The 12,103-nt window shown below is 70.2% G+C and carries 12 protein-coding genes; all 12 read right to left on the bottom strand.

What is annotated here, in order from left to right:
• Positions 1-46 precede the first annotated feature (46 nt).
• The 12 genes from J2S41_RS33680 to J2S41_RS33625 all read right to left on the bottom strand — a co-directional run bounded on the left by J2S41_RS33680 (position 47) and on the right by J2S41_RS33625 (position 12,025).
• The gene (locus J2S41_RS33680; protein ID WP_310374065.1) at positions 47-499 is read right to left on the bottom strand and encodes a PAS domain-containing protein; all 453 of its coding nucleotides are present in this window, start codon (positions 497-499) and stop codon (positions 47-49) included.
• A 212-nt stretch (positions 500-711) separates the two neighbouring features.
• Positions 712-1,464, bottom strand: coding sequence for a hypothetical protein (locus tag J2S41_RS33675; RefSeq protein ID WP_310374064.1), 753 nt, complete (start codon positions 1,462-1,464; stop codon positions 712-714).
• A gap of 182 nt (positions 1,465-1,646) precedes the next feature.
• A complete protein-coding gene (locus tag J2S41_RS33670; protein WP_310374063.1) occupies positions 1,647-2,531 on the bottom strand; it encodes a DUF5926 family protein in 885 nt (294 codons plus the stop codon).
• A gap of 70 nt (positions 2,532-2,601) precedes the next feature.
• On the bottom strand, positions 2,602-3,072 hold the full coding sequence (locus tag J2S41_RS33665) for an ATP-binding protein (protein ID WP_310374061.1): 471 nt from the start codon (positions 3,070-3,072) through the stop codon (positions 2,602-2,604).
• Positions 3,073-3,123: 51 nt separating this feature from the next.
• Positions 3,124-4,584 carry a sensor histidine kinase gene (locus J2S41_RS33660; RefSeq protein ID WP_310374059.1) on the bottom strand — a complete coding sequence of 487 codons (1,461 nt, stop codon included), beginning with the start codon at positions 4,582-4,584 and terminating at the stop codon, positions 3,124-3,126.
• 86 nt (positions 4,585-4,670) lie between these two features.
• The gene (locus J2S41_RS33655) at positions 4,671-5,006 is read right to left on the bottom strand and encodes a rhodanese-like domain-containing protein (RefSeq protein ID WP_310374057.1); all 336 of its coding nucleotides are present in this window, start codon (positions 5,004-5,006) and stop codon (positions 4,671-4,673) included.
• Between the two features lie 20 nt (positions 5,007-5,026).
• Complete coding sequence (locus tag J2S41_RS33650) at positions 5,027-6,268, bottom strand: LCP family protein (RefSeq protein WP_310374055.1); 1,242 nt, start codon at positions 6,266-6,268, stop codon at positions 5,027-5,029.
• A gap of 75 nt (positions 6,269-6,343) precedes the next feature.
• On the bottom strand, positions 6,344-7,417 hold the full coding sequence (locus tag J2S41_RS33645) for an LCP family protein (RefSeq protein ID WP_310374053.1): 1,074 nt from the start codon (positions 7,415-7,417) through the stop codon (positions 6,344-6,346).
• A gap of 181 nt (positions 7,418-7,598) precedes the next feature.
• Positions 7,599-8,873, bottom strand: coding sequence for an LCP family protein (locus J2S41_RS33640; RefSeq protein ID WP_374728196.1), 1,275 nt, complete (start codon positions 8,871-8,873; stop codon positions 7,599-7,601).
• 93 nt (positions 8,874-8,966) lie between these two features.
• A complete protein-coding gene (locus J2S41_RS33635; protein WP_310374049.1) occupies positions 8,967-9,944 on the bottom strand; it encodes a UDP-glucuronic acid decarboxylase family protein in 978 nt (325 codons plus the stop codon).
• A gap of 75 nt (positions 9,945-10,019) precedes the next feature.
• Positions 10,020-11,690: a monocarboxylic acid transporter gene (locus J2S41_RS33630; protein WP_374728297.1), complete on the bottom strand. Its 1,671-nt coding sequence runs from the start codon at positions 11,688-11,690 to the stop codon at positions 10,020-10,022.
• A gap of 5 nt (positions 11,691-11,695) precedes the next feature.
• The gene (locus tag J2S41_RS33625; protein ID WP_310374045.1) at positions 11,696-12,025 is read right to left on the bottom strand and encodes a DUF485 domain-containing protein; all 330 of its coding nucleotides are present in this window, start codon (positions 12,023-12,025) and stop codon (positions 11,696-11,698) included.
• Positions 12,026-12,103 lie beyond the last annotated feature (78 nt).

Raw genomic sequence — 12,103 nt, 5'->3', positions numbered from 1 at the left:
AAGACAGATGGTAAGCCCGTCACGGCGGATCGCCGAGGACCAAAACTTACGTGATCTGCGCGAAGAACGTGAGCGAGCCGCTGACCGCCGCGTCCTGGAAGAGCGGCGTCGCGATGCCGTCGACCGTCTCGTCCGTGCCCGGCTCGGCCGCGCCGTCGACGCGCATCAGGCCGCGGGCCAGCCGCCCGGACGTCACCGCGAGCAGCGGCGGGATCTTGTCGATGTCCGACTCGGTCAGCGCGTTCCGGTTGGCGGTGAAGTCGATCAGCCGTAGCACGTCGAGCAGCGGGCGCCCGACCACCTCGACCGGGTCACCCATGCCGAGCAGGGCGCAGCAGGACGGCGACGCCGCGACGATCGCCAGGTCGGTGTCGATCACCAGGCACTGCTCGGTGGCGGACGCGGCGACCGCGGCCCACCCCGCCATGCCGGACGGATGCGCGGCGACCGGCGACGCGAACTGGTGCCCGGAGAGCGACAGCTCGATCTGGTGTGCCAACACACGCCTCCCAACCCTGTGTCGACGGACCGTGGCCGGGCCGGACTCGACAACTCTAGCCCCGAAAGATCGCTTCGGCCGTGGCGGGATGCCGACAGACCATGGCGGGCCGGGCGGCGGACGCCGATCACCGTGCGAGGTGATCAGCCCTGCCGTCCGGCCCGCCGTGCGTCGTTCGCGGCGTGCCTTCGCGGCGTTACCGATTTGAAACGTTACCGGCGCGGCGTGCGCTTGTCAGCCGCGGTCCGACCTTCGGCGTACCAGCGGTAGTTCTCCGCGGCGGCCCGGTACGGCGCGTTCAGCCAGGTGGACGGGTGCTCCGCGACCTGGGTGAGCTTGCTGGCGGTCTCCGCGCTGATCCGCGCGCCGCCGGCGACCAACAGCCGGTCCAGCTCACGGTCGGTGGCGACGAGACAGTCCTTGGGCAGGCCGTAGACGCTGATCACGCCGGTGCCCACGAACGTGAGCACGGGGGTGACCGGGATCGGGTGGCCGACCGCGGCGGAGAGCGCCTTGGCGGCGCGCTTGGCGTCGCGCTTGGCCTCGGCCACGTAGTTCGGCCGCTTCCCGTTGATCTGCACGACGTCGCCCGCGATCAGCACGCGAGCCCGGCCGTGGTCCGCGACCGCGACCGCGAAGATGCCGCCCGGGCCGATCGCCAGGAATCCGGCGCGCTCGTCCGGCGCGGTGTCCACGTCGAGCAGCTGGCTGGGCATGTCGGCACGGGGCCAGTCGACGATGTGCCAGGCGGGGCCGAGACGGTCCAGACGCGACAGCGCGCGGTGACCGGCGGCCTCGATGCGGCGGGCATCCCGCTCGGCACGGCGGCGTCGGGCCCACTCCATGGGGCCCGGACGCACGGCGTCCAGCGGCACCGGGAGTCCGTCATCCTGGCGGGGACGGGTCTCGCCGGTGGTGAGCGCACGTTGAGTGGGGACGGTTGTACGAGCGGAAAAGACAGACATCGGTACCTCCGGCAAAAGGTCCCATTGGTTGTCGTGACACTACGGTACGTGGTTGACCCGGCACGGATGCAAGACCCAGACCCCTGAATTCTGCGGAGTGAGACATGAATCCGCGCTATTCACCTTTTTCCCACATGGCGCACACCGCCGCGAGCCGACTGTCCGAAAAGGCTCGGTAACGATCAGCGCAGTGTGAGCTGACGGCCGAGAAGCCCCTGCTTGGCGCGCCGTGCCGCACCGTCCAGTGTGTCATCCGCGAGCGCCTCCGCGTACCGCTTCGCGAAGTCCGCCAGCGGGGACTCCCACTCCGCGGCCGCGGGCTCCACCGGCAGATCCCACACCGGCGTCAGCAGCCCGTGCGCGCGGAACATGCCGGCGAACTTGGTCTCCTCGCCGAGCTTGAGCTCACCGGCCGCGCTCAGCCGGGCCAGCGCGTTCAGCGCCGCGTCCTCGTTGTCCGGCAACACCCACCGCACGTGGGACTTCTCCGGCACGCGACACCAGTACGCCGCGGGCGCCGCGGCGAGCCGCACCGTCGGGTAGACGGACGCGTTGGCCCGCTCCAGCGACGCCTTCACGGACGGGTCGTCGGCCGCGCCCTCCTCGAGCCAGAACTCGAACCCGTCGTGCATGGTGATCTCCAGCGGACCGTCCGCGAGCACGTCCTGCAGCCGCGGCCCGGGGCCGGGCAGCGCCGGCACGGAGACGGTGCTGCCGGGCGTGGTGTCCAGCGCGGAGAGCAGCGCGGCGGCCAGGTCCCGGGAGACGTCGCCGGACTGGATGTGCCGCTGAAGGCCGATGAAGACGCGCCCGTCCGGGCGGGTCATCGCGGGCCACGCCATCGGCAGCACGGTCGCGAGCGTGACGCTGCGCTCGCCGTACTTCTCCACCAGATCGGGGGCCAGGCGCAGCGGGGCGGACGCGGCCGGGACCAGCTCGCGCAGCGCGACCCACTCCGGTTCGTCGGCCAGGCCCTCGAACGGCCGGTGCACGAAGATGTCCCGGACCTTCTGGCGCTTCGGTGCCGCGTCGGCGGCGGACTGAGTGTTCCTACGGCGCTTGCTCACGGCGACTCAGCCTAGGCGGTCGGCCCGCGGGGCGTCGCGCGCGGCACGGGTCCCGTCGGCGGGATTTTCGCTACGCGAGGCTGAACTCGGCCCACACCGAGTGCCCGTGCTGGTCTCGGTCGGTGCCCCAGCAGTGCGACAGCGCGGCCACGATGCCCAGCCCGCGGCCGTCGATCGAGCGCGGTCCGGCGGGGCGCATGCGCGGCCCGGTCGCGGCGCCGCCGTCGGTCACCCGGACCTCCAGCACCGGCGCGTCGCCGAGGCGGCCGGGGGCGGCGGGGGAGCGGCGCAGCCGCCAGCTCAGCCGGATCACGCCGCCGGGCAGCGGGCGCGCGTGCCGTATCGCGTTGCTGAGCAGTTCCGCGACCACGGTGACCACGTCACACAGCAGGTGTGCGGCGACCGATCCGGTCAGTTCCTGGGCGAGCCGGCGCCGCGCGGCCCGGACGCCCTGGGCGTGGTGTGGCACCACGAGACTCCGGGACCGGATGTCGACCGCGGACGAACCGTCGCTTCCGTTCTCCTGTTGCACGGCCGTCATGCGCCGCCCCCTCGCAGTCTCGACCATGGCCCCGACCGTGGCGGACGCGGGTCAGCCGCGGGGGAGGCGCACCTCTACGATCGCGCCCCCGCCCGGCCGGGGCCGGATGGAGGCCCACCCGTTCTGCCGCTCCACGATCCGGCGGACCAGGAACAGTCCGAGCCCGGCACCGGGGTAGCGGCGGTGGTCACCCGATTCTCCCTGCCAGAAGCGGTCGAATGCGCGTTCCACGTGCTCAGGACGTACCCCGATGCCCCGGTCGCTAACCCGGAACGCCACGGTCTGCTCGTCGGACTCCGCGGTCAGCTCGATCGGGGAGTCACCCTCCGCGTACTTGCCGGCGTTCGTCGCCAGCTCGGTCACCACGGTGGCGATCGAGGCCCGGTCGCCGAACGCCTTGGGCAGGTCCTCCGGCACGTCCATGGTGACCCGCCGGCGCAGGTCGCCGGGCAGCCCGGAGACGGCCGCGCGCAGCGCCTCCACCACGTCGAACGGCACCGGCGCGCCGCCGCCCACCGGACCCAGGCCGCCGGTGGTGGCCAGCAGCCGGTCCACCAGCCGGGCCAGGTCGGTGGAGCGCTGGCCGATCGCGCGCGCGGCCTCGCGGCGGTCCGCGTCCGCCAGCGCGTCCCAGTGGCCGGTGAGCGTGTCCGCGTACCCCTTGATCACGGTCACCGGCGTGCGCAGCTCGTGGCTGGTGACCGCCAGGAACAGGTCCCAGTCGTGGTTGAGCTGGTGCTGGTCGCTGATGTCGCGGAACGTGACCACGCGGGAGTACGAGCGGCCCGGCAGGTCCCCGGCCGCGATCTTCAGCCAGCGGCCGTCCGGCATGCGGTGGTCGATCACCCGGCCGGTCGGCGGCGCCGGGAACGGCAGCGGCCGGTTCAGCGCCTGCGCGGCGGTCCGGCCGGTGACCCGCTCGGCCGCGGGGTTCCACAGCCGTACGTAACCCTGGGAGTCGACGACCGCCAGCCCGTCCGCGAGCGCGGCCACCACCGGGCCGTCGCCGTGCACCGGCAGGCCGGACTGGTCGCCGTAGAGGTGGGCGACGGAGACCGCGACGTACCCGAGCAGCGCGTGCGCCTCCGGCGAGCTGGGCTCGTCGCCGTCCGAGAAGAACGCGTGCAGCGAGCCGAGCGCGAGCCCGCCGGCCTCGACCCGGGCGGCGAGCATGCGCCGGATGCCGCGCGCGGTGAGCTGCGCGGCCAGCTCCGCGGGCAGCGCCGTGACCGGGACCTCGTTGGTCGCCGGACCGGACAGCAGCCGGGCGATGGCCGGGTCCGCGTGGTCGACCATCCGCCCGAGCGCCCAGCTGGACGCGCCGCTGGTGGCCACGATGCGGCCGCGGCTCGGACCGTACTCCGCGAACGACACGCCGCGCGCACCGAGCGCCGTCTGCACGACCTCCAGCAGGCGGTTCAGGGCGGTGACCCCGGACGCACCCGAGTTGATCAGGTTGATGACAGCGGTGTGCCCGGCGATGAAAGCGGCATAGTCGGGACGGTCCGGCATGTTCTGAGTCTGCCTCGCTGTGGGGGACTTGCGGCAGTGGACGGTCACCGAAGGGCGCCGAGCGTCACACTCGACGCGCCGGGCCGTCAGATCACGCGTGCGGGATTCCCGTCGTCGGTGACCATCGGGCGGGACGCCGCCTCCCACGCCTTCATGCCGCCGGTGAGGTTGCGGACGTTGTCCCAACCGTTGTTGAGCAGGTAGTTCACCACCTGCGAGCTGCGGCCGCCCACCCGGCAGACCACGATCACGTCGCCGTCGGCCGGCACCTCCTCGATCCGCACCGGGATCTCCTGCATCGGCAGGTGGTGGGCGCCCGGCGCGTGGCCGGCGTCCCATTCGTCCTGCTCACGGACGTCGAGCAGGTAGGCGCCGTCCGGCACCTCGGCGGCGGTCACGCTGGGAACCTGAGATCCAAACACGTCCCCCAGCGTACGGCGCGTCAGCTCCGGGAAATGACCTCGGGGTTCTCGATCACGAACTCGGTCAGCCGGTCCTCCCGGACCGCCTCGAACATGCGCTGGCTCAGCTCGGAGAGCTGCTCGTACTCCGTACCGTCGACCGTGACGGGGTTGAATCTGCCCCCATTGGTGTTGAGCGTCATCAGGTCGCCCACCGCCACGCCCTTGAGCGTGAAGATGAAGTCCGCCACCGGGATGCCGCCGGTGTCCAGCGTGAACGCCGCGCCGGCCGCGTGGATGAGCTGGTCGACCAGCAGCGGGTTGGAGGTGACACCGCTGCTCGCGGCCTTCCGTACGATCGCCTTGATCATCTGCTGCTGGTGGCGCTGCCGGCCGTAGTCGCCGTCGCTGAGGCTGTAGCGCTGACGGGAGAAGTCGAGCGCCTGGGTGCCGTTCATCTGCTGGCAGCCCTTCTCGTAGACGACCTCCTCGGCGTACCGGCGCTTGCCGGCCTTGCGGGCGTCCACCTTGTAGAGCTGCTCGCCGTCGACCATGACCATGTGGTGCGAGACGGTCCGCTCGTCCACGCACATCCGGACGCCGCCGAGCTCGTCGATCACGTTCTTGAAGCCGCCGAAGTCGATGATCGCGGCGCCGTCGAAGCCGATGCCGGTCGCGTTCTTCAGGGTCTCCGCCATCAGCTGCGCGCCGCCGGCCCAGTCGCCGCCGTTCTGCGCGCCGTAGTAGAACGCGTCGTTGATCTTCGCGGTGGCGCCGGCGAAGCCGTTCTTCTCGTACGGCGGGATCTCCGCCAGCGTGTCGCGCGGCACCGAGATCAGGAACGCCCGGTCGTGCGTGGCCGGGATGTGCAGGATGACGATCGTGTCGGCGCGGGTGTTGTTCTCCTTCCAGTTCTCCCGCACGTCCACGCCGAGCAGCAGCATGTCGATCGCGCCGTCCAGGCTCGGCCCGCCCTCGGCCGCGCCCTTGCCGCCGCCGCCGAGCAGGTCGTCCTGGGTGATGCTCTCGGTCGCCCGGCCGATCAGCACCTGCGCGCCGGCCAGCGCGCCGCTGCTGAGCACCAGCAGCACCGCGCCGAGCAGCACGCACAGGCGGGCCCAGAGCGGGCTGCCCCGGCGGCGGACGCGGCGACGGTGGCCGCCCACGGGTCGCGGTTCCGGCGTGCGCTCCGGCGCCATGATCGGCCGGACGATCGTCTGGACGCGCGTCGGCGCGTTCCAGCGGGGTACGGCCGGGGAGTCAGGGCGGTACCGGACATGCATGCCAGACTCTCCCAGGTGATGACGATACGGACATCACCTGGTTAACGAGGCTGCCGGGGTTGCGCTCCCCGCCGGTCAGTTGGACTTCGCGATGAACTGCGGGTGCTCGATCAGGAACGTGCCGAGCGTGCCGTTCTTCGCCGCCGACAGCATGTCCATCGACTCGCCGTCGAGCTGCTCGAACGACTGCCCGTCGACGGTGATCGAGTTCAGATTGCCGGCGTTCGTCTTGATCAGCATCAGGTCGTTCGCGGCCACGCCCTTGAGCGTGAAGATGAAGTCCGCCGGCGGGATGCCGCCGGTGTCCAGCACGAACGCCTCGCCCGCGGCCTTGGTCAGGCCGTCCAGCTTGCCCAGGTCGGTCAGCACGCCGGTGGAGGTGGCCTGCTTGGCGATCGCCTTGATCAGCTGCTGCTGGTGGCGCTGGCGGCCGTAGTCGCCGTCGCTGAGACTCTTCCGGATGCGCGCGTAGTCCAGCGCCTCGGTCGAGCTCATCTTGCGGCAGCCCTTCTTGTGCACCAGCGGCTTGACGCCGGGCGGGAGCTGGATGCCGTACGTCTCCGAGTACCACCCCTGGACGAGCTTGCCGTCCGCGTCGACGCCCAGGTGGGCCGACTCGGCCTCCTCGTCGACGCACATGTCGACGCCGCCCATCGCGTGGATGACGCTCTCGAAGCCGCTGAAGTCGATGATCGCCGCGCCGTTGAACTTGATGCCGGTGATCTTGTTGAGCGTGTTGGAGAGCACGGCCATGCCGTTGCTGCGCTTCTCCAGCTCGGTGCCGCCGTTCTCGTAGCCGAACGAGAACGCCGAGTTGATCTTCCCGGTGGCCCCCACGAAGCCGACCTTCTCGTACGGCGGCATCTCCACCCGCCAGTCACGCGGGATCGAGATCAGGTAGGCCTGGTCGTGCGTCTCCGGAATGTGCAGGATGATGATCGTGTCGGAGAGGACCGACGTGACCGAGGAGCCCTCCTCGCGGGCGTCGATGCCGACCAACAAAAGGTTGACCGCGCCGTCGATGTTGTTGCCCGACTCGCCGTCCGCCGCGGCCGCGTCGCCCTGGAGCAGCGAGCCCTGGGTGATCGAGCCCTCCGCACGGGCGATCACGGTCTGCGCGGCGACCAGCGTGCCGCCGCTCAACACCACGAGAACCGCACCGAAGACGAGGATGAGACGCGCCCATAGCGGGTCTTTACGTCGCTTGGCGGCCACTCGTGAAACCCCTTCAACTGCCGTCGGTGTCCGCGTCAAGGTAGGCGCGTTTGCCCAACAATTGATGTCCCAGAGGTTGCCAAAGGGTTAACAACCTCTGGGAAGACATTCAAGGTCACGGGTTGGTTTTAGCTGGTGGCTCTGTGTTCGCCTGGGCCCAGTCAACCATGGTGTCGTTGGCGATCGCCTCGTACAGCGCCAGCGCCGGCTCCCGGTCCGACAGCACCACGGACTGACCGTCCCGATCCGCGGCGCCCTGGTTCGGGCTGGTGATGAACGTCAGGTCCTCGCTGCGCAGGTTGCGGAACTCCAGCGCCATGTCGACCAGCGAGAAGTTCTCGTCGACGGTCACCGCCTTGGTGGTCGCCTTGAGGAACGCGTCCAGCTTGCCGGCGTTGGTCAGCGTGCCGGTACTCGCGGCCTTGTCCAGCAGTGCCTTCATGAACTCCTGCTGGTGGCGCATGCGGGCGAAGTCGCCGTCCGGGAACTGGTAGCGCTGCCGGATCCAGTCCAGCGCCTCCTCGCCGTTCATGTGGTTCACGCCCTTCTCGAACGTGCGGAACGGCTTGTGGATCGACGTGGTGTCCTGCTCGACCGTCAGGTCCACCCCGCCCAGCGCGTCCGTCACCTCCACGAAGCCGGCGAAGTCGATCGCGGCCACGTGGTCTATGCGGACGCCGGTGAAGCACTCCACGGTCTTGACCGCCAGCGGAAGCCCGCCGAACGCGAACGCCGAGTTGATCTTGTTCTGCGCGCTGTCCGAGCAGTCGGCCCCGGCACTGGTCGGGATGTAGACGTACAGGTCGCGCGGGATCGACACCAGGTAGGCCTTCTGGTGGTCGGCCGGGATGTGCATCAGGATGAGGGTGTCGCTGCGCCACTCGCTGGCCTCGCCGCTCTCCGCGTCGGGGTCCCGGGAGTCGCTGCCCACCAGCAGGATGTTCATCGTGCCGGCCACCGGCTTCTCCGGCCGGCCGTCCCGCAGCTCGGAGAACGCGTCGGTGCGCTTCAGGTCGCCGTTCAGGCTGGACGCGTACGCCCAGAGGCCGCCGCCGATCAGCAGCAGCAGCGCCAGCACCGCGATGCCGCCGACCAGCGCGATGCGCCGCCAGTTCGGCCGGAGCGGGCGCCGGCCGCCGGGACTGCCGTAGACGCCACGGCCGCCGTCGCGCGGCGGCTCGCCACCGCCGCCGGATCGGGAGGAGCCGCCCCGCGGGGCGCGCGGCCCGCCGTACACGCCGGACTGACCCGCGCCTCGCCCAGGCCGGACCGAACCGCCGCTGCGTACGGACGAACCATCGCCGGGCGCCGCGGCCCGGCCGCGCGGGCCCGCCGCGTCACGCCGGAACTCGCCGCCGCCGAAAGATCCAGTTTGTGCCGTGGGTGACATGACTCCAGAGTACGTAGCCCGCGCTCATTCGCTCGGCGACGCACAGTGAAGCGGCACAATCATGGGAGACGAACTCCCAGGTGACGACGCGGGTCAGGCCACCCTGGAACGGAAGTAGTCGATCGTCCTGCGCAGACCCTCGTCGGGCGCGACGGACGGCTCGTAGCCCAGCTTCGTGCGGGCGAGCGTCAGGTCCGGGCGGCGCTTCTCCGGGTCGTCGGAGGTGCGCTCGATGAACTTGACGGTCGAGGTGCTGCCGGACAGCTCGATGATCCGCTCGGCGAGCTGCCGCATCGTGAACTCGTGCTCGGTGCCGCAGTTGATCGGGCCGGTCTCGGTGGAGTCGAGCAGCAACAGGATGCCGCGGACCAGGTCGTCGACGTAGGTGATCGAGCGGGTCTGCGAGCCGTCGCCGTGCACGGTGATCGGCTCGCCGCGCAGCGCCTGGCTGATGAAGGTCGGGATCGCGCGGCCGTCGTCCGGGCGCATGCGAGGACCGTACGTGTTGAAGATGCGCACGATCGCCACGTCCGTGCCCCGGCTGCGGTGGTAACCCATGGTCGCGGCCTCGGAGAAGCGCTTCGCCTCGTCGTAGACGCTGCGGATGCCGACCGGGTTGACGTTGCCCCAGTAGGACTCCGGCTGCGGGTGCACCAGCGGGTCACCGTACGCCTCCGAGGTGGAGGCCATCAGGAACCGGGCGCCGTCTGCGGTGGCGCGCTCGAGCAGGTTCAGCGTGCCGAGCGAGCCGACCCGGAGGATCTCGACCGGGATCGTGCCGAAGTCGGTCGGACTGGCCGGCGACGCCATGTGCATGATCGCGTCGAACCGCTCGGCGATCGCCGGGTGGTGGCCGGGCAGGCCCTCCGACACATCCGCCTCGACCAGCGTGAACCGCGGGTTGTCGGCGAGATGGCCGAGGTTGTCCTTGGCACCGGTGATGAAGTTGTCCACCGCCACGACCGTGCAACCACGGTCGATCAGCGCATCGACAAGGTGCGACGGGACGAAGCCGGCTCCGCCGGTGACGAGAACCCGGTGGCCCTCTCCGAAACGCTGGGCAATGACCATGGCGCAAGACTATAGGTCGTGCCGGACGCAGCTGAAGGGGCGGTCCGATGTTGGCCGCCCCTTCAGCGCAGTGTGTCAGTGCGCTCCCGCTCCGGTGATCGACCGGACCTCGAGCTCGGCGTACTTGCCGGGATCGGCGGGTTCTTTCGACACGATCGTCCCGATCCAGCCGCAGAGGAAGCCGACCGGGATCGACACCAGGCCCGGGTTGGACATCGGGAACCAGTGCCAGTCCGCGTTCGGGAACATCGCGGTCGCGGAACCGGACACCACCGGCGAGAAGAAGACCAGGCCGACGGCGGTGAGCAGACCGCCGTAGATCGACCAGACCGCACCGGACGTGTTGAACCGCTTCCAGAACAGCGAGTAGAGGATGGCCGGCAGGTTGCCGGACGCGGCCACCGCGAACGCGAGTGCCACCAGGAACGCCACGTTGAGGCTCTGCGCGAAGATCGCCAGCACGATGGAGACCGCGCCGATGACGAACGCGGAGATCCTCGCCACATTCACCTCCTGCCGCTCCGACGCCTCGCCGCCCTTGATCACGTTGGCGTAGAAGTCGTGCGCCAGCGAGCTGGACGAGGCGAGCGTCAGGCCGGCCACCACCGCGAGGATGGTGGCGAACGCCACCGCCGCGATCACGGCCAGCAGCACCGAGCCGCCGGTGCCGCCGCCCAGGTAGCGCTCGCCGAGCGCCTGGGCCAACTGCGGCGCGGCCGTGTTGCCGGCCTTGTCCTGCTCGGTGATGGCCGCGCTGCCCACCAGGGCCGCCGCGCCGAAGCCGAGCGCGAGCGTCATCAGGTAGAACACGCCGATGATGCCGATCGCCCAGAGCACGCTCTTACGGGCGGCCTTGGCGGTCGGCACCGTGTAGAAGCGGATCAGGATGTGCGGCAGACCGGCCGTGCCGAGCACCAGCGCGATGCCGAGCGAGAGCAGGTCCAGCTTGCTCCAGAGCGTCTTGAGCGCGTCGTCGGACTCCACGCCGTACCGCAGGCCGGGCTGGAGGAACGCGTCGCCCTTGCCGGACGCGTCCGCGGCGGCACCGAGCAGCGACGACAGGTTGAAGCGGAACGCGGCGAAGACCAGGATCGTCATCACGGCCGCGCCGGTCATCAGCAGGAACGCCTTGACGATCTGGACGTACGTGGTGCCCTTCATGCCGCCGATCGTCACGTAGACGATCATGAGCACGCCGACCAGCACGATGGTGAGCAGCTTCGCCGCGTTCGCGTCCATGCCGAGGAACGTCGTGCCCGGCCGGATGCCGAGCAGCAGCGCCACCAGCGCGCCCGCGCCGACCATCTGGGCCAGCAGGTAGAAGATCGACACCGTGATGGTGGAGACCGCGGCCGCGGTGCGGACCGGCTTCTGCCGCATCCGGAACGCCAGCACGTCCGCCATCGTGTACTTGCCGGAGTTCCGCAGCAGCTCCGCGACCAGCAGCAACGCCACCAGCCAGGCGACCAGGAAGCCGATCGAGTAGAGGAAGCCGTCGTAGCCGGAGAGCGCGATGATGCCGGCGATGCCGAGGAACGACGCGGCCGACATGTAGTCGCCGCCGATCGCCATGCCGTTCTGGAAGCCGGAGAACGAGCGGCCGCCGGCGTAGAAGTCGGCCGCGCTCTTGGTCTGCCGGCTGGCCCAGATCGTGATGCCGAGCGTGAAGATCACGAAGACCACGAACAGCGTGATGGTCAGCGTGCGGGCGGTGTCGTTGGTGGCGTCCGCCGCGAGGAACGAGATGGGGTTCACTTGTCGCCCTCCAGCTCCGCGCGGATCTTGTCCGCGGTCGGGTCGATCCGCTGGTTGGCGTAGCGGGAGTAGAGCCACGCGATCAGGAACGTGGTCACGAACTGCAGCAGGCCGAAGATCAGAGCCACGTTGATGTGGCCGATCACCTTGATGGCCATGAAGTCACGCGCGTAGGCGGACAGGATGACGTAGAGCGCGTACCAGAGGAAGAACGCGGCGGTCATCGGGAAGACGAAGCCGCGCAGCGCCTTGCGCAGCCCAGCGAACTCCTCCGACTCCTGTACTGCGGCGTATCTGCTCTGATCCGTGGAAGCGTCCGTACTCATGTTGCCGGTGCACCACCTTCGCGGGTGTGTGGTCCGATTCGCACCGCACCGTAGGAACGTCCGTACCGACCGTGGAAG

The organism is Catenuloplanes atrovinosus (assembly GCF_031458235.1).
Classification (GTDB): Bacteria; Actinomycetota; Actinomycetes; order Mycobacteriales; family Micromonosporaceae; genus Catenuloplanes; species Catenuloplanes atrovinosus.
Note: the sequence above shows the minus strand (reverse complement) of the source record. Positions and strands in the feature narration are given on the sequence as shown.